This is a genomic window from Desulfoprunum sp., assembly GCF_053613775.1.
Genome location: NZ_JBSHXH010000005.1, coordinates 1 through 19,192 on the forward strand (window position 1 = coordinate 1; position 19,192 = coordinate 19,192).

A 19,192-nucleotide genomic window follows, 5' to 3' on the forward strand; every position below is an offset into this window, starting at 1 on the left:
GGATGGGCTAGACCTGCTCCGGGTTCAGCGAACCCACCCCTCAATTCCTGATGCTGTCATTCCACTCCGCCAGTTCGTCTCGTACCAGCTGCAGCGATAACAGCTTGTCCTTGATCTGCGGGATGGTGAGCCGTTCGGTATTGTGCGAGTGATAATCCCGGGCCGCCGACACCTCCTCCTGGCCATCGACGAAGTACTTGTTGTAATTGAGGTTGCGGTTGTCGGCGGGAATGCGGTAGTAGCCGCCGAGATCCTCGGCGCGGGCCATCTCCTCGCGGGTCAGCAGGGCCTCGTAGAGCTTTTCGCCGTGCCGGGTGCCGATGATCTTGATCTCGTTGTCGGCCCCGAACAGTTCGCGCACCGCCAGGGCGAGATCGCCGATGGTCGAGGCCGGCGACTTCTGGACGAAGGTGTCGCCCTGCCGGCCATGGCTATAGGCGTAGAGGACCAGATCGACCGCATCGTCGATCGACATCAGGAACCGGGTCATGTTGGGGTCGGTGACCGTCAGCGGCTTCCCTTCCTTGATCAGCTTGATGAACAGCGGGATGACCGAACCGCGCGAGGCCATGACGTTGCCGTAGCGGGTGCAGCACAGGGTGGTCCTGGCCGGATCGATGAAGCGGGACTTGGCCACCATCAGCTTCTCCATCATCGCCTTCGAGATCCCCATGGCGTTGATGGGATAGACCGCCTTGTCGGTGCTGAGGCAGATCACCTTCTCGACCCCGCAGGCCACCGCCGCGTTGAGGACGTTTTCCGTCCCCAGCACATTGGTCTTCACGGCCTCCAGCGGGTAGAATTCGCAAGACGGGACCTGCTTCAACGCCGCCGCCTGGAAGACATAATCGACGCCATCCATGGCCGCCATGATGCTGGCCGGGTCGCGCACATCGCCAATATAGAATTTGAGTTTGGCATTGGCGAGACTGATGCGCATATCTTCTTGCTTCTTCTCATCGCGGCTGAAGACTCTGATTTCTTTGATACCCGTATCAAGAAACCGGTTGAGAACTGCGTTGCCGAAAGTGCCGGTACCGCCGGTTATGAGTAATGTTTTATAGTTAAACATGAGTACTCTCAGTTGAAAAAATTAATCTAACTTAGCCCGTTATTTAAATCTAAGCGCATCAGTCCACTAAAACTTTTCTGCAATACTCAATAAACCGCTTTGCCTGTTTTTCCATTGAGAATTCTTGAACATATTCAAGGGAATTTTCACGTAATGCATGGTAAAGTTTATCGTCTTTAGACAATCGAATCATGGCATCAAATAGGCTTTTTGAGTTACGTGGTTCTACAAGGAGCCCCGTCCTCTCATGAATTACTATTTCTGGTAAGGCCAACCATTGCGTCGCAATTACAGGCAAACCTGAAGCATAGGCTTCAAAAATAACCCCAGAATAGCCTTCTGCTTTGAGATATGATGGTAAAATTAAAGCATCATATTCTAATAATTTAGCTGATACTTCCCCAGGCTCTAGAACGCCCATCATTTTGACACGATTGAATCTATCAAAAAAATCTTCTGATAAGCCTGTCCATGGTCCCCATACATGAACTTCTAATCCTTCTGGTAACTTTTCAGCCGCCTCAGCCAATTCTTTCAAACCCTTTTCAGATCGCAATTGTCCAACAAATACAAATCGGCGACATGGCTTTTTTATTATTGACGGGCGCACAGATACAGGACGCGACGTTGGAAACCATTCGCAATTTGTAAAACCTTCATTTTTTGCAGATTGAATCAACAACTTTGTTTGTGCTAGGTATATATCGACATTTTTTGCAAATAGACGCGTCAATAATTTACTAGTTCCATTCAAACCGTTGTGGTCCATTCCACCAAACATTCTGAAAATCAGTGGTCGATTCAGAAGCCTACATATAGCTAATATTAATAATCCGATATATGGAATTGCTGTAACACTGACCTGAAGAGAAACAATGTTATGTTTTCGTGTCAAAAATGCTACTGAACTGATTAAATTTAGGAATCTTGGGATAGATCGCCAACCACCGCCTCTTATCCCCTTTACTGACAAAACGGTAATAATAACATCATCCATTTTTCTCAGTTCATTAATTAAATATTTAAAGGAAACAGTGGTGCCTCCGATCTCATCAATAAGAGGGCCTATCAATAACACCCTTATTTCAGAATAGAATTTATTAGTGTTGGGAGGGCACACAATTAGGTTAGTTGATACCATTGTTACCATTTGAGTGTATTATTCGAGCAGGATTGCCGGCAACAATCTGACCATCAGCCACATTTTCAATCACTACTGAGCCCGCGCCAATCGTTGTATCATTTCCAATGTGTATTTCTCCAATAATTACTGAATTACAACCGATATTGACTCTATCACCTATTTGTGGCCCCTTACCACCTGAGCACTTATTTCCCAGTGTTGTACAATGTCGTAAAGTTACATCATTACCTATGACGCTAGAAGGATGAATTACCAAAGCATAACCATGAAATATCCTAAGCCGTCGACCAATATTAAGGTTAGGAAGTAATTCAATATTAAAAAAATATATTACTAACAAACGATATAATATAAAATATGGAATACTTAAACTTCTAACCAATCTTCCTTTTTTCCACATAAATTGTGATAGCCTAAATAAAACAAGAACAATACGTATTTTTAAATCATGCTTATTAAATACCCAGTCTTCAAAAATAAACATTTTAATTTACCTATTTTCATAACATTAACTTCGAAAGAAAAGATTTTAGATTCATCGAATAGATTCTAAAATCAAAAGATCGTTCAGCTTCTTTACGAGCCGCATTGCGCATTTCCTTTCTTTCAATATAAGGAAGGTGCATTGCACGCTGGAGTGTTTCAGCAAAAGCATTTACGGAATGGTCACTACAAATCAGGCCATTAATACCATCATGTAAATATGCTCCAAGATCACTAGTCAGATTTGCAATTACAGGGACACCGCTAGCCATACTTTCAACAAATTTTGTTGGGAATCCTGCTTGAGCATAGCGCTGAGGTTCCCGAAGCAATACGCTGAAATCGGCTTCTTTTAAAACTTCAGCAACATCATTTTGAGGGATTCGACCTAGTATCTTTACAAAAGGAGGTGGATTGGAATCATTAAGGAGAAACTTCACTTGTTCCAACGACGGACCTATCACTAATAGACGTATATATTGACCATTAGGGTCAATTTTGCTGATACCTTGAATGATGTTGCCAAGTAAATCTTTTCTTGCTGGTGTACCAGAATATATCAATGATAGATGGTGTTCTTTATCTCTTGTGTTATGAGGAGTTAATCCAACTCTGCTGGCATCAATGGTTGGTGGGACCAAAATAACTTTACAGCCCAATTTGATGTAGTATTCTTTCAAAAAAGAACTAATTGCAATTATGCCATCACATTTTGAGTATTGATATTTAAGCGCAATCTTGGCGCTGATATGAAATGGCCCAAAATATCCCCCAGTCAATTGATGTGGGGCATACCATTCGACAATGTCTGCAATTAGTGGAATATTGTTTTGCCGACACCAGGGAAGAAGGCGAAACATGTACTGAGCGCTGCCTCCGTAAACGATCACGTACGATGGTTTGACCGGTTGTGCATCAAGCCACGCGACAGTCTTTTTGCCCCAGTGAATGAATATCTGCATAGATTTAGCTAAGATCGATGATCCAGGCGGTGGCAATTCACCCAGGCCAACATAGGTTATCGATCCCGGGATTTCACCTTCATCAAGGTTTATAGGAGCAATTGGCGTGGCACTACCACTACCAACGACTACATCGTAACCGACTTCCGCAAGCGAACGGGCCATACCGCAAACCCTGCGAGATCCTGGGTGCCCCCAAGGGAAAAGAAACGGTCCAACGTAGGCTACTTGCAAAATATCCTCATTACATGATAAAGACGTAAAAATCATTTCCACTGATGGGAAACATACCTTGCAGGTTTATGTAGAATTCTTAAAGTTATTGAAAAAATTATTAAAACTAAAACTCCATTTATGATTTCGTTTGGCCTGAATACATTCCCCTTGAAATTAGCCAAAAATAAATAGACCAAAACTGATATATTGACCGTTCTTTCGATTAAATTTCCCTTGCAATATGTCATAAGCAAAACAATATATGGAATATATATCAATATTGATAAAATAACCCCACCATAATACAAATTGATAACATAACCAATATCAGATGACTTCGCTATACCTCCAAATACATCCACTCCTGTACCAAATAATAATTCTATCCCTTCTGGATAGAACCACATTGTTTTGGTAAGAGCATATAGATTTCCTGCTATTTCTCCAGATTTAAAATCAATAATCTCCTCAATCCCTGAATTAAGCCAGCTCCAAGTACTGTATAACGAACTGTTATCAGCTTTATAACTAATAAACTGAGGTACAAAATAAATCGAAACAAGTAAAATTATTAATCCGAAAATTTTCTTCCCTGGATTTTTCTTAATACCTATAAATAAAATCACAAAAGGAACAATCAATATACTAATTAGTGCAATTCTTGCATTAATTGCTATAGAAAATATATAGATCGGGATTAACAAAAAATACTTTGATGTCTTAAAAAATCCAAGCGCAGTAGCAATAACTATGCACAATCCTTGAAAAAGAGGCATCGTAAATGTATACCCTCTTGCTAAACCATATATTCGAAACTCGTTTACTCTAGTAAAAACATCCTCAAGGCCTTCGCTTCCTGAGTTATCGATAATAAACTTTCGAAATTCAGGAAAAATTATAGTTAATGTAATACAAAAAACTTGAAGCATACCCATAGTCAGAATAATGTCATAAAATTTATTCATATCAATTTTCCTATAGTAGGATACTATAGATATGAATATTGCACAGGGCAACACTTCAATAATAGTAGAAACAGCATAGTATATGACGTCAATATGCTCTGGGTGTAATACAAACAGAGCCAGACTGTATATAATTATGCAAAAATGAAAAAATAAAAAGACAAATAGACCTTTATCGCGCAATATGAGAAAAAATTCCTGTTTATGTTTAGTTAACAGGAAAAAAAGAGAAACAATAGCAAGAATATGTATAATATTAAATGGCAACACAAAAAGCGGAGTAAATATGAACAAAAAAAGGAACCCTAACATCATAAAGTTTGTGATGCTTGAACAATTATATTTTAATATTTTCATTTCCAAAACAATATCAACTTGACGATAGATTTCAAATACATAGATTCGTAAAAATAGCGAACAGAATTTATCATACCTTTGAAAGCTAGCAATTTATGTTTTCTGTAAGCTGAGTACATAGTAAAGTTCCTAAAATGCCACCTCCTGATGGCTTCGGGATAAATTTCTGATTCTTTATAGCCTTTGATGCATTCTAAATGAGAGATAGATGTTTTTAAAGTAGGTGGCTTTATTTTGTCATTCTGTATTTCACGATAACAAATTAAGTAATCATCAATATAGCCAATTTTATATTTATTCGATATACATAAATTCATATAAAGATCTTCAGTAAAAATATTTTCTTTGTAATACCCTAATTCATCAAAGATTTTTCGCCTGAAAAGATAATTTACAGGAGGATGGAAATTGATTAATAATAGATCTTTGAAAATATAACCACCTTTCAATTTTCTGTTCTTTAAAATTGTTGATTTTTGCATAACATTACTATCCTCATCTACCACATATGCCTTACCAAAACACATTGGAATATCAGGATATTGCTCCATGAAAAAAACCTGCTTTTCAAGTTTACCTGGCAACCAATAATCATCTGATGCACAAAAAGTAATAAATGTACCTCTAGCAAATTCTTGAATACCTTTGTTTAAAGTCCTGGGAAGTCCCATATTTTCTTGTAAAACAAGAGTAAAACCGTACTTCTTTTGAAGATCATTGAGAATAAAACGGCTATTATCAGATGAACCATCATCTATAACAATAAGTTCATAATTTTTATAGCTTTGATTTAAAATACTATCAATACATTGTTCAATGAATTGTTCATGGTTATATGAAGGAACAATAACTGAAACTAATGGTGAATGGTTTTTCATACTTAAATGCATCCTTAAGTTTATTTAGCAATGAGGATTTTTTAAACTTTCTTTATATTATTGAATCTACTAAGAAGTTTATTCATGTCAATGCTGGTTTTTTGTGTAATTTGTTTCAAACAAAACCAAGTTATAATGACAAGAATGGCAAAATTAATTATCCACATAATAATTAGATTATTATTAAAAGTGCAGTTTACCATCAACACTACCATAGCAATAATCGCAAAGGACATAAGTTTAAGCGTTTGGTTATCCCAGATAACGCCAAACATACTGTGCATTACAAACAGCATCAAACCTGTGTAAAAGATATAAAGCACCATGAAGGCAATGCCCGCACCTTCGAGTCCCCATATTCGGATTAAAAAGAATACCCCCGCCAAATGTATAACACCGGCAAGGAATTCAGTGATAAAAAATAATTTTCCTCTCCCTTTGGCAAGAATGACAAAACCTAGTGGCCATGAGAAAACCCTCCCAAGAATCCCCAGAATGCACCAGCGCAAGATTGGCACAGCTGTAACGAATGATGAGGCATAAAGGAGATTGATAATGACCGGTGCAAAAATCATCATCGCCATCAGTCCCGGCAGCGAAAGTAAAATTGATATCTGCGACTGCTCGTTGACCATCCGATGGATGCTAGTGTTATCGCTAGCAACAGCGGTCAACCGTGGGTAGTAATCTGCCCCCATGGCCCCAAGCACAAACCCTACAAGGACACCTGATAGGTTGAAAGCTGCCTGGTATATGCCAACATCGGCAAGGCCAAACTGCCGTATCATGACTATTTGAATCAGATACCCAGACAGAGTTGTTACCAACCCGGCCCCCATGAAACTGACCCCGAGTAAGAGCAACTGTCTCGCCTCTACGTAAGTATCGCGCATGGGCAATGTGATCGCCTTCACTGGTATTTTTCGGGCAAACCACCATGATGTGACAAGAACGGCGAACGCTGAGAGAACCAAACTCGGTATGATTCCTTCATTCCCCAGAAGGTAGAAACAGGGAATACTTATCAGCGTCCCGTTGATTGCCCCAATGACGCTAATTTTGGCCAGATCGCCAATCCTGCGGGTCCCGTTGATAATGCATCCCTGACCACTGGCAATTGCCCCACTAAGAAGGGTGATACCAAGTATCGCGATGGACCAAGCATAGTCGTTGGTACCAAAAGTCATTCTCGAGAGCGGCACACAGAAAACAACCATAAATAGCATGCCAAACCCACCGGTCAGCCATGCTGTCCGGCGCAGAGTGATAACAGTGCGGGCAATCCGCTCATCATCATTGCTGCCAACAGATTCTGCAACTTGGCGTACACCGCTTTTACCTATCCCCATGCTGGTAATTGCAGAGATCAAAGTGGTAATTTGGCCGTACATACCAAGCAGACCGACACCTGAAGGACCGAGCAAAACTGCGGCGAATTTGATCCGCACGATGTTGATCAGGATATTGAGAACCGAGGCACCACCGATGATTGAGGACGAGCGCAGAATTTGCCGATAGGAATTCTTCATTTTATTCAATTGATCTGATGATTTTTGATGGGTTCCCTCCAGCAATAACTTTATTTGGAATATCTGAAGCTACCATAGCGCCATTTGCGATTAGAGATCCGTCCCCAATATTTACCGCTTTCAATATTTTCACATTAGAACCAATGAACACATGGTTTCCGATGCATTTAGGTTTAGCCAACTCCGCCAGCGAATTCCTCGATCTTCGACCTTGATTCCATGGAAATCGTTATCCAACGATCTCAACATTAACACCTATCAAACAATGTTTTCCGATCGTTATGGATGCATGCTCCGCAATCGCGCAGAAATTATTAATGATCCAAGTTCCCTCTCCAATTGATATCGATGCTGAAGTCTTTCGTGCAGCGATATAATCATAAGTCGAAAGAAATAGCGGTGAAAGGAAAAACCAATGCTGACGTTTTTCTCTCACGCTAACCTTTCCGTCTCCAACACAATGGCCAGGCTGAAAATGGCGCAATGTTCCGCTTATCGAATTATTTGAAATAGCTCGATAGAGAAACTGGCGTGGCAACTGGATAGCTCGGCAGAGCAAATTGATGATACGTTTGCAAAATTTTTCAAGCACTTGATGAAACCAGTGAAATAATGTGCGTAACTTCTTTCATACTCAAATGCGGACCCATCGGTAAGCTCAGAACCTCATTCGCCAACCTTGAAGCTAGCGGTAAAGCATTGGCCAGAAAATTGCCTCCAGCATAGGCCTGTTGCTTATGTGGCGGAATAGGGTAATGGATCAAAGTGCTTATACCAGCTTCTGTCAGGCGCTGTTTCAGTGTCTCACGCTGCGGATGACGAATAACGAAAAGATGCCATACCGGGTCGGCCCATTCAAACACTTGCGGCAAGATCAGGTCGGTGCCGACCAAACCTTCCAGATACAACATGGCGAGAGTATAGCGACGGGAGTTCCAATTATCCAAGCACTTTAGTTTCACCCGAAGAACGGCTGCCTGTAGTGGATCGAGCCGACTGTTGAAGCCCTGCACTTCGTTCACATATTTTGCGCGGGATCCATAATTACGCAGCACACGGATACGGTCGGCGATTTCGGGGTCGTTGGTTGTAACCGCACCGCCGTCGCCCAACGCGCCAAGATTTTTGCCGGGGTAAAAGCTCCATGCCACCGCATCGCCATGAGCGCCCAGGCGCTTGCCCTTGTAACGCGCGCCGTGCGCCTGTGCACCGTCTTCCAGCACGAGCAGGCCGTGTTTGCGGGCGATGGTGAGGATCGGGTCGAGATCAGCGGGCTGGCCGTACAAATGCACCGGTAGGATGACCTTGGTGCGCGAGGTTATCGCGGCTTCGATACGCGTCGGATCGAGATTGTAGGTAGACTCGACCGGCTCCACCGGTACCGGCGTCGCACCACAATGGCTCACCGCCAGCCAGGTGGCGATGTAGGTGTTGGAGGGGACAATGACCTCATCGCCAGGACCGACATCCATGGCCAGCATAGCAAGATGCAGGGCATCGAGACCGTTGGCGACACCCACGGCATGCGTCGTTTCGCAATATTGAGCGTATTCGGCTTCGAACTGTTCGACCTCATGGCCGCCGATGTACCAACCCGAACCGACGACGCGGGCAATAGCTTCGTCGATCTCGGCCTTCAATTCCTGGTAGGCCGCGTGGAGGTCGAGGAATGGGATACTCACGCCTGCCACCTCGCCCGCATGAATTCCGCGTAGTCGCGATAATAGTCCCCCTCGTCGTACCGGTTGGAGGCCAGCACCATGCACACCGAGCCAGACGAAAAATTGTCCAGTTCGCGCCAGATCATGGGGCAGACGTAAAGACCGTTATAGGAACGATTGAGGTGAATGCGCCTTTTTTCCTTGCCGTCATCGAGCAGCACGTCGAAACTGCCTGACATGGCGATGATGAGTTGATGCAGACCTTTGTGTGCATGCCCGCCACGCTCCGCGCCGCCTGGGACGTCGTAGAGGTAGTAGACACGCTGAATGTCAAAAGGGACGTGTTGACCACCTTCGACGAAGGTAAGGTTACCGCGAGGGTCTGATATTTTGGGGAGGTCGAGAATCTTACAATCACTCAGTGACATTTTTCACCGCTCCTGAAATTGTCGCTGGGTTGCCGAGTACAAGCATCCCTACGGGAACATCTTTTGTGACGACAGCACCGGCCGCAACCATGGCGCCTGCTCCGATTCTTATTCCGGGGAGAATGACTGCGCCGGCACCGATTGACGCCCCGGGTTCGACAATTGTTTGCAAAAGTTCGAAACTCTTGTTGCCACTTTTGGGAAAATTATCGTTGGTGAAGGTTACGTTGGGGCCAATAAAAACGTCATCGCCAACACGAAGACCATTCCACAGCTGAACCCCATTCTTGACCGTGACGCGGTTCCCGATGACCACATCGTTTTCTATAAAACATTGAGCACAGATATTACAATCTTCGCCGATCACCGCGCCGCCAAGCACTACGCAAAATTGCCAAATGCGAGTTCTATTTCCGATATGATCTGATTGGACATCAGACATCGGATGGATGAAGACATCGTTCATATGTTATAAATTTTAAGTTTTTTTTGTTCAAACCGTTTTAGGTGGTTAGAAACCTACGGAGCAAATCAATCTTCCCATTCCCTACAAAACGTTAAAAATATCGACCTCTTAACACCACAACCCTATTTCAATCGAAACGTCTTCTAGGCTGAATCGGATTGTCGAGTTCCTTTCTTTCCCTTCAATTTCTCAATGTTTCCTCGTTGGCATCTTTATCCATGCTTGTGACCGCTGTTTCTCGATACGGTGTATACTCCGGAATGATCTGCTTCAAAATTCCCTTGATCCCGTCCCCATCACACGTCCCGGCATAACGTAACAGTTCGTCGAACATCCGTTCCCGGTCGGTAAAGCATATCCCGTCACTGCCCAGCACCATGATCTTCTGATGGCCGGTGGGGACGATCCCCTCGCCCTCGGTGATCAGTTCCTCGAACAGCTTTTCGCCGGGGCGCAGGCCGGAGTAGCGGATCTCGATATCGACATCCGGTTCCTTGCCCGCCAGGCGGATCATGTCCCGGGCCATCTGGTCGATTCTGACCGGCTCGCCCATCTTGAGGAGGAAGATCTCGCCGTCGCCGCCCATCGACCCGGCCTGGAGGATGAGCTGGGCCGCCTCCTCGATCGACATGAAATAGCGGGTGATCTCGGGGTGGGTGACGGTGACCGGGCCGCCGAGCTCGATCTGGCGCTTGAACAGCGGCAGCACCGAGCCGGACGAGCCGAGGACGTTGCCGAAGCGCACCGCCATGAACCTGGTGTCGTGGTGCGGCGCTTCGGCCCGGTAGGTTGCCGGTTCCGCCGTCTCCGGCACCCGCCGCCAGGCCGGGCTGAAGCCGCCGTCCCAGCTGTTGCGGGCATAGGCCAGCATCAGCAGTTCGGTCAGCCGTTTCGAGGCCCCCATGACGTTGGTCGGCCGCACCGCCTTGTCGGTGGAGACCAGGACGAAGCGTTCGACCCGGTGGCGGATGACCGCCTCGATCAGCAGCTGGCTGGCGAAGATATTGTTGTACACCGCCTCCCAGGGGTTGTTCTCGACCAGGGGCACATGCTTGTAGGCGGCGGCATGGAAGACGACCTGCGGCCGGTGGCGGTTGAAGACCATGTCGAGCAGGCGCACGTCCTGGACCTTGCCGAGCACCGGCACGGCATCGGCGACCTGGTATTCATGGAGCAGTTCCATCTGGATGGCGTAGAGGTTTTCCTCGCTGCTGTCGAACAGGATCAGCCGGGACGGGGCGAAGCGGATGATCTGGCGGCACAGTTCGGAGCCGATCGAGCCGCCGGCGCCGGTGACGAGGATGATCTTGCCCCGCAGGGTGTCGCCGATTCGGGCCTGGTCGAGGGTCACCTCCTCCCGGCCGAGCAGATCCTTGTACGAGATGTCGCGGATCGACGACACCGACACCCGGCCGTTGATCAACTCGCCGAGGCCGGGCAGCACCTTGTACGGCAGGCCGGTCTGCTGGCACAGGGCGACGATCCGCTGCATCTCCGGCCCGGTGAGGGTGACGATGGCGATCAGCAGTTCGTCGGCCTGCGTCTGGGCGGCGAATTCCGGCAGGTCGTCGACCCCGCCGAGCACCGGGATGCGGTGGATCCGCAGTCCGGCCTTGTCCGGATCGTCATCGACGAAGCCGACCACCTCGTAGGGGAGGGTGGGGTTGTCGTCGATCTCCCGCGTCGCCTTCTCGGCCGCGTCGCCCGCGCCGATCACCAGCAGCCGCTTGAGGCGGACGACCCGGTCCTCCCGCCGCAAGGCGCTGTGGTGCAGGGCCATGCGGATCGAGGCCCGGCTGCCGCTGATGAACAGGATGGTGAACACCGCGTCCATGATGAACACCCCCCGCGAATAGCCGTGGAAGCGATCGACCAGGGTCATGATCGTGATGATGACCGACGACGACACCAGGGCGGCGCCGACGATCCGCTGCAGGTCGCGGAAGCCGGTATAGCGCCACATGCCGTTATAGAGGCCGAACAGGTAGAAGATCGGCAGCTTGACTGCGAGGATGACGAGGATGACTGCGATGTAGTGGTTGGTGGGTTTGGTGAGATGAAAGGCGTCGAAGCGGAGGTAGCGGGAGAGGAAATAGGCGGTTATGAGCAGGGCGACGTCGGTTGTCAGGACCAGCCAGAAGTTGAGGCTGAGGCAGCGGCGCCGTAAACGGCGGAGGTGCTCGTTGAGCTGGGATAGCAAGAGCGGTTTGAAATTCAGGGAGTTCCTGGCAGTCATGAGATTGTATCCTGTTTGGGTTGGGGGTAGGATAATTGAATCTCTTGATGGGGGATTGGGGGGGGTATATTTTTCGGGGAGAAGGCTCGCGTGGAGAAACGAGATTTCTCGCTTCGCTTCGAAATGACAAAGGAAAAACTCGAAATGACAGCGGGGGGTGGTTGCACGGTTTTCGCCCTATCGGGAATAACGAGCATTGTCATCTCGACCTTTCTCTGTTGCCGTCGCGACCTTCCTCTGTTGTCGCCTCGACCTTCACCACAGTCGTCGCGACTTTCACCACTGCCGCCTCGACCTTCCCCCGCTGTCATCTCGACCGCAGGGAGAGATCTTCTCGCTGTAAGAGAGGCTTTCTCGGCAACACAAGATTTCTCGCTTCGCTTCGAAATGACAGCGGGGGGAGGTTGCACGGTTTTTGCCCTAGCGGGGATAATGAGCATTGTCATCTTCGACCTTTCTCTGTTGCCGTCGCGACCTTCCTCTGTTGTCTTCTCGACCTTCAGCACAGAAGTCTCGACCTTCCCCCGCTGTCATCTCGACCGTAGGGAGAGATCTTCTCGCCGTAAGAGAGGCATCCTCGGCAACACAAGATTTCTCGCTTCGCTTCGAAATGACAGCGGGGGGTGGATTTACGGTTTTTGCCCTTGCGGGGATAAGGAGATTTCTCGCTTCGCTTCGAAATGACATGGGGGGCAGGATCTCGGCCTTTGCCCTAGCGGGGAGAACGAGTGCTGTCATCGCGACCTTCCTATGTTGTCTTCTCCGACCTTCACCTCTGCCGTCGCGACCTTCCCCCGCTGTCATCTCGACCGCAGGGAGAGATCTCGTCTTTTCTGTCTGTATGGAAAAGCGAGATTTCTCGCTGGCGCTCGAAATGACATCAAACACGCTCGAAATGACATCAAACACGCTCGAAATGACACGATGAGTCGCGGACTCTATGCAAACTGAATGTGTCATCATCATTGATCAAAACTGTAGGTCATTTTTTGTACCTTCAGCGAGGTGTCGTCGTAGGCCAGTTGGAAGTCGATCTTTCCCGCGCCGTGTACGGCATCGGCATCCCGGTAATCGAGATCGATCTCGAATCGGCCATTCAGGGCGATCCGGCCGGCTGCAGGCTGATGCCATTTCAGGGTCGAGATCCGCAGGGAAAGTCCCTTCGTCGACGCGAACAGTTTGCTGTAGGTCGGCATCAAGTCGGAGACCGGGGTGCCGTTCTCGGTCGCCTTGGGGGTGAAGAATTGTTGGAATTTGGTCAGGTTTCTTGCTCCGTAGGCCTGGCAGTAGGCGGTTAGGAAGCGGTTTAGTTGCTGCTGCAGCTGCGCCTCGGTATGCGGGGGCTGGGCTGGGGTGGGTGGCGGTGGCGGTTTGGTCGCGGTGAGGATCGGGGTGGTATTGGTGGCCGGGACTGGTTTGATGACTGGGGTTGCCTTGGTGGCTTGAGATTTCTCCATGGCAGGTTTAAGATCTCTCCCTGCGGTCGAGATGACAGCGGGGGTAGGTCGCGATGACTGAGTTGGGGAAGGTTGTGATGAGGCCCCTTCCCTGTCATTTCGATGCGAAGCGAGAAATCTCGCTTTTCCCTGCGGGGGTTGCTCCGAGGCTGGTTTGAGATCTCTCCCTGCGGTCGAGATGACAGCGGGGGTAGGTCGCGATGACTGAGTTGGGAAAGGTTGTGACGCGGCAGCGGGGGTAGGTTGTGTTGAGGTGGCGGGGGTAGGTTGTGCCGGGGCAACGGGGGCAGGTTGTGTCGAGGCAACGGGGGTAGGTTGCGCCGAGGCGGCGGCAACGATTGTTTTCCCACGTTCGTCTTTCTTCGCCGCCACAGCCTCCGCCTCACGCTCCCGGCGCAGTTTCTCGGCGAAGGTAAGCGCCGCCGGTTCTTCCCGCACCGTTTTTTGCGCCTTCGGTGGGACGAAGGCCACCCCGCCGTCGTGCAGGGTTTTGAGCATCACCCGGCGCGAATAGACCTCCGAGACCACCAGGCAGGCGGCCACCACGATGCCGGCGAGCAGCGCCAGGCCGACCACGGCCCGCAGCGGCACGCGCGGGCCGAACAGCCGCCGCCGCTGCCCCCCCTTGCGGATCGGCGGAGATGAAGCCGCCGGGGAGAAAGGGATGGCCGGGGGAGCTGGCTCCTCGCCGGCGATGATCGCGTGGTAGGCCCGGGTGATCCGGATGAACCGGTCGGTGCCCGCCGCGCCGGCCGTCGGGGCGGTATCGGGATGGTAGCGGCGGCTCAGTTGGCGATAGCTGCGCTTGACCTCGTCTTCGGTGGCGTCGGGGCTCAGCCCGAGCACGGCGTAGTAGTCGCCATCGCCGGTATCGGCCTGGAACAGCTGGACAATCTTGCGCGCCTCGTGGAGCAGCTGGCCAGGCGCGATTTCCCGGGCGGCGCAGGCGGTGTGCAGCCAGGCTTTCGCCTCGTCGTCCCCGTCGCGGTCGAGCGTCAGCACGGCACGGCAGGTCTGGAGCATGCCGCTGGTGTCGGCGACGAAGACGATCAGCCCTTCCGTCGAGGCGTCGCGGGCCAGCTGCTGCAACAGCCGGGTGACATTATCGCGGTCGACGGCCCGCATCACTGCACCACCACCGGGGCGGCGTGGATCTCGCCGGTCTTTTCGATCGCCATCTCCTTCAGCCACAGGTCGCCGGCCAGCAGGTTGTCGAGGTGGGTGCTCGGGTCGCGCCGCACCCGGACCACGACGGCCCGGCAATCGGCCGGGACCTCGAACGGCAGCGACAGGGCGGTCCACGGCTGGCTCGCGGCCACGCCGGCGGAGCGCACCGGCGCCATCGGGCACTGGAAACCAATCACCTCGAGGTAGGGGCGCTGGTCGGTGGTCAGCTTGTCGGTTTTGTACTTGCCGATCAGTCGGTATTTCCGTCCGGGAGCCAGCGGCACGATCTGCGTCAGGTGCTGGTAGCCGAGGTTGTCGGTGCCGGAGAAGTGCAGGCGCATGGCCCGGCCCTTGCCGTCATCCGCGGCCTCGATCCGCCAGCTGCTGCCCTTGGGGGCGCTGATCCGCCAGTCGAAGGCGGTGTTGGTCGGTTCCTTGTCGAAATCGCCGTTGGCGAGCAGGGATTCGCCGTTGAAGTACGTCCGCCAGATCGCCGCCGCCTCGGCCAGCCGGTCGTGCTGGATCAGGCTGTTGAGGAAGACGAGGACCTCGGGACGGTAATTGTCCACCCCCAGCTTCTCGACCTCCGGCCAGAAGGCCAGCGCCGCCTCGACCTTGCCGGTCCGCGCCGCATGGTGGAACAGGTGGATGATATTGTCCCGGCCGATATGGTCGTGGAGCGCGGCCGGGTCGGGCCACAGCGAGAAGGCCATCTTCAGGGCGTCCTGGCGCTGCGCCGGGATTTCGGCGATGATCCAGGCGAGATCGCGGGCCAGGATGTCGTAGCGGCCCAGCTGGTAGGTCAGCAGCGCCTTGTCCCAGCGCCAGCGGTTGATCCCGGCGCTGAGCCCATCGACATGATCGAGGATCGCCGCCGCCTCGGCCTTTTTCCCCCGGTCGTTGCGCAGCTCGGCCAGGCCGAGCCAGGCCGGGATGTAGAGGGAGTTGTGGACCAGGGCCCGGCGGTACAGCGCCTCGGCCTGCGCCACCTCCCCTTCGAGCAGGTGCAGGCGCTTGCCGTGCCAGATGAGCAGGAACGGGCTGCGCAGCATGGCGATCATCGCCGCCGAGGCCCCGGCGTCGCTGTATTCGGCCTGCTCCTGCAGGGCGATGCGCAGCTGCACGGCCGCCAGGGCCGCCAGGGCGAGGAAGGCGGCGATCCGCACGGACCGGTGCTTCCTATGTGACGGGACGTCGGCCACGGTCAGCTCGCGCTCTCCTCGCCGTACTTGTAGTCGTAGGTGTAGTACTTGTAGCCGCCGTAGGAGCCGAAGCCCTTCTTGCGCCCGCTCTTGTTGATGATCGTGCCGAGGATCCGGCCGCCGACATTGATCACCGCCTTGCGGAAATGCCTGACGCCCTCGCGCGGGGTCACCCCTTCGACGACGATGAGGATAACCCCGTCGACCATGTGCGACAGCACCAGGATCTCGGCGAAGCCCTGGTACGGCGGGCCGTCGAGGATGATCCGGTCGTAGTGTTCGGAGACGGTCGCCAGCAGTTCGCGCATCCGCTTCGAACTGAGCAGTTCGGCCGGGTTGGGCGGCAGCGGGCCGCTGGTGATGATGTCGAGGCCGGGGTACTCGGTCTTGGTGACGACCTCCTCCAGCTTGGCCATCCCGCTCAGGACGCTGCTCAGCCCCTTCTTCTTGCGCGAGGTCTGGAAGATCTTGTGCAGGCTGGGCTTGCGCAGGTCGACATCGATGATCAGACAGGTCTCCTCGTCGGCCAGGTAGGAGAAGGCGGCGTTGACCGCCATCGAGCTCTTGCCGGCATCGGGCAGGATGCTGGTCAGCAGGATCGTCTTCGGCGGGCTGTCGGCGGCCGACAGCCGCACCGAGGTCATCGTCGTCCGCAGGGCCTCGGCCACCGGGGAGCGCGGATCGTTGTAGAAGCGAAACGCCATCTTGCGGCCGTCCTCCGCCACCTCCTTGTCGTAGGGCACCAGCCCGAGGACCGGGATATGGAAGCGGTTGGCCATCTCGTCCGGGTTCTTGATCGTGTTGTCGAAGAACTCGAGGGTGAAGGCCGCGCCGATGCCGAGGAACAGGCCGAGGATCAGCCCGAGCAGCAGGTTCTTGGCGACCTGCGGCTTGTACGGGTAGAGCGGCGTCGTCGCCCGGTCGATGATCTGGATGTTGGTGACGGCGGCGCCGACCGTCGCCTCGATCTCCTTCGACCGCTGCAGCAGGCTCTGGTAGATCGACTTGTTGGTCTCGACCTCGCGTTCGAGGATCTTGTACTGGGTCGCCTTCTCCTCCAGCTCGAGGGCCTTCTTCTTCTGTTCCTCGGCGCTGGCCTGGAGGTATTGCTCGGTCTTCAGCGCCGTCTCGTAGTTGTTGCGGATCGAATCGATGATCTGCTGTTTTTCCTTGTCGATGCGGCCGGCGATCTCGTCCATCTTGGCCTTCAGCTGCTGCATCTTGGGGTAGCCCGGCTTGAAGGTGACGCCGAGGTCGCGGTACTCCGCCTCCAGGGTCGAATACTGGTTCTTGAGGTTCTGGATCAGCTCGTTGTTGACGATCTGCTCCAGCGACTTCTCGTCGAGCTGCATGTTCTGCTTGAACATCGCCTCCTTGGCGATCCGGTCGGACGAGGCCTTGGCCAGCGAGTTGTTGACCTCCTCGAGCTGCTTGATCACCAGGTTGTGGGCCGGGTTGAGGGAGACGATGCCGAGTTTCTTGCCGAACTCGTTGAGCTCCAGCTCCGATTCCTCCAGCTTGATCTGGGCGGCGCGGATCTGCTTGTCGAGGAACTGGCCGGCGGTGCGCGAGGCCTCCAGGCCGGTGTCCATGTGCATCTGGATGAACTCGTCCATCGCCGAGTTGGTGATGGCGGCGGTCAGCGCCGGGTCGGGGGTGGTGAACGACACCTCGATCAGCTCGCTGTTGCGGACCGGGGTGACGGACAGGTTGCCCTTGAAGGAGCGGAGGAGCTGATCGGCCAGCACCTGGGCCCGGCCGTCCTCTTCGAGGACGCTGAGCTCCTCCTCCTTCTGGTCGGCGCGGACGAAACCGGTGAGGCCGGCCAGCAGCGATTTCGACTTGCCCTTGCCGTCTTTGTCGGCGGCGGCGGGGTTGAACACCGGGTTGTGGGCGAGATCGAGCTTTTCGATCACCCGGGTGGCGAGCTGGTTGCTCTGCAGCAGGTTGACCTGGGTCTGCTGGAACTCGAGGGTCCGCAGGTCGCTTTTGTCGAGGTTTTCGAATTTGGTGACCGTCGAGTTCTGGTTGGAGGCCCGGATGACCCCCTTGGCCTTGAACTGGGGGGTGGCGAGGAAGGTGTTGAGGGCGACGAGGAGGAAGACGACGGCCAGCACCGACAGCACCGCGGTCTTGCGCCGCACCAGCATGTCGAGGTAGTCGCGCAGGTCGATCTCGTCGTTGAAGCCGGGGACTACCTCCCGCACCTCGGTGCTGGGGAGATAGGTGTTGGCCTCGCCTCGGACCATGAGGCTGCGCTCGGCTTCGGGGTAGTTCCGGTTTCTGTCGGCTGTCATAGTGTCTCTATATTTGTTACGCTATTGCTCTGTGTTGGTATTGCACTTTCGGGTTTATGCACTTTCGGGTTTATGCACTTTCGGTTTATGTACTTTCGGGTTTATGCACTTTTGGTTTATGCACTGTCATCGCGGTTGATACACTGTTATCGCAACTATTCACCACTGTCGCCTCGACCTGCCCCCGCTGTCGCCTCGACCTGTCCCCGCTGTCGCCTCGACCTGCCCCCGCTGTCGCCTCGACCTGTCCCCGCTGTCATCTCGACCTACCCCCGCTGTCATCTCGACCTGCCCCCGCTGTCGCCTCGACCTGCCCCCGCTGTCATCTCGACCTGCCCCCGCTGTCGCCTCGACCTGTCCCCGCTGTCATCTCGACCGCAGGGAGAGATCTTAAACCTGCCTCGGAACATCCCCCGCAGGGAACAACAAGATTTCTCGCTTCGCTTCGAAATGACAGCGGGGGTGACATTACACCCTTCGCCCTAGCGGGAACACTTTTCGCCCTTACATCCTCTGTTGCCTGGACCTACCCCCGCTGTCGCCTCGACCTGCCCCCGCTGTCATCTCGACCGCAGGGAGAGATCTTAAACCTGCCTCGAAACATCCCCCGCAGGGAACAACAAGATTTCTCGCTCCGCTTCGAAATGACAGCGGGGGTGACATCTCGCCCTA

General features: G+C 52.2%; 15 protein-coding genes. All 15 read right to left on the bottom strand.

The window, feature by feature from the left end:
• Positions 1–40 precede the first annotated feature (40 nt).
• Complete coding sequence (locus ACWGKN_RS12230) at positions 41–1,072, bottom strand: polysaccharide biosynthesis protein (protein ID WP_452095338.1); 1,032 nt, start codon at positions 1,070–1,072, stop codon at positions 41–43.
• Positions 1,073–1,130: 58 nt separating this feature from the next.
• Complete coding sequence (locus tag ACWGKN_RS12235) at positions 1,131–2,150, bottom strand: glycosyltransferase family 4 protein (protein WP_452095339.1); 1,020 nt, start codon at positions 2,148–2,150, stop codon at positions 1,131–1,133.
• A gap of 49 nt (positions 2,151–2,199) precedes the next feature.
• Positions 2,200–2,700: a serine O-acetyltransferase gene (locus ACWGKN_RS12240; RefSeq protein WP_452095340.1), complete on the bottom strand. Its 501-nt coding sequence runs from the start codon at positions 2,698–2,700 to the stop codon at positions 2,200–2,202.
• A 16-nt stretch (positions 2,701–2,716) separates the two neighbouring features.
• Entirely contained in the window at positions 2,717–3,931 is a 1,215-nt protein-coding gene (locus ACWGKN_RS12245) for a glycosyltransferase (RefSeq protein ID WP_452095341.1), read from the bottom strand.
• On the bottom strand, positions 3,928–4,842 hold the full coding sequence (locus ACWGKN_RS12250) for a hypothetical protein (protein ID WP_452095342.1): 915 nt from the start codon (positions 4,840–4,842) through the stop codon (positions 3,928–3,930). The genes ACWGKN_RS12245 and ACWGKN_RS12250 overlap by 4 nt, the downstream gene beginning before the upstream one ends.
• Before the next feature lie 353 nt (positions 4,843–5,195).
• Positions 5,196–6,077 carry a glycosyltransferase family 2 protein gene (locus ACWGKN_RS12255; RefSeq protein ID WP_452095343.1) on the bottom strand — a complete coding sequence of 294 codons (882 nt, stop codon included), beginning with the start codon at positions 6,075–6,077 and terminating at the stop codon, positions 5,196–5,198.
• Between the two features lie 41 nt (positions 6,078–6,118).
• The gene (locus tag ACWGKN_RS12260) at positions 6,119–7,606 is read right to left on the bottom strand and encodes an O-antigen translocase (RefSeq protein ID WP_452095397.1); all 1,488 of its coding nucleotides are present in this window, start codon (positions 7,604–7,606) and stop codon (positions 6,119–6,121) included.
• A 1-nt stretch (position 7,607) separates the two neighbouring features.
• Positions 7,608–7,757 (bottom strand): hypothetical protein, encoded by a 150-nt coding sequence (locus ACWGKN_RS12265; protein ID WP_452095344.1) that lies wholly within the window; start codon positions 7,755–7,757, stop codon positions 7,608–7,610.
• A 433-nt stretch (positions 7,758–8,190) separates the two neighbouring features.
• Entirely contained in the window at positions 8,191–9,288 is a 1,098-nt protein-coding gene (locus tag ACWGKN_RS12270; protein WP_452095345.1) for a DegT/DnrJ/EryC1/StrS family aminotransferase, read from the bottom strand.
• Positions 9,285–9,695, bottom strand: coding sequence for a sugar 3,4-ketoisomerase (locus tag ACWGKN_RS12275; RefSeq protein WP_452095346.1), 411 nt, complete (start codon positions 9,693–9,695; stop codon positions 9,285–9,287). The genes ACWGKN_RS12270 and ACWGKN_RS12275 overlap by 4 nt, the downstream gene beginning before the upstream one ends.
• A complete protein-coding gene (locus ACWGKN_RS12280) occupies positions 9,682–10,161 on the bottom strand; it encodes an acyltransferase (protein ID WP_452095347.1) in 480 nt (159 codons plus the stop codon). Before ACWGKN_RS12280 ends, ACWGKN_RS12275 begins: the two co-directional genes overlap by 14 nt.
• 181 nt (positions 10,162–10,342) lie before the next feature.
• Positions 10,343–12,397 (bottom strand): polysaccharide biosynthesis protein, encoded by a 2,055-nt coding sequence (locus ACWGKN_RS12285; protein ID WP_452095348.1) that lies wholly within the window; start codon positions 12,395–12,397, stop codon positions 10,343–10,345.
• Between the two features lie 962 nt (positions 12,398–13,359).
• Positions 13,360–14,979: a DnaJ domain-containing protein gene (locus tag ACWGKN_RS12290; protein WP_452095398.1), complete on the bottom strand. Its 1,620-nt coding sequence runs from the start codon at positions 14,977–14,979 to the stop codon at positions 13,360–13,362.
• A complete protein-coding gene (locus ACWGKN_RS12295; RefSeq protein WP_452095349.1) occupies positions 14,979–16,187 on the bottom strand; it encodes a hypothetical protein in 1,209 nt (402 codons plus the stop codon). Before ACWGKN_RS12295 ends, ACWGKN_RS12290 begins: the two co-directional genes overlap by 1 nt.
• A 38-nt stretch (positions 16,188–16,225) precedes the next feature.
• Positions 16,226–18,520, bottom strand: a complete 2,295-nt coding sequence (locus tag ACWGKN_RS12300; RefSeq protein WP_452095350.1) for a GumC family protein — start codon at positions 18,518–18,520, stop codon at positions 16,226–16,228.
• Between the last annotated feature and the right edge of the window lie 672 nt (positions 18,521–19,192).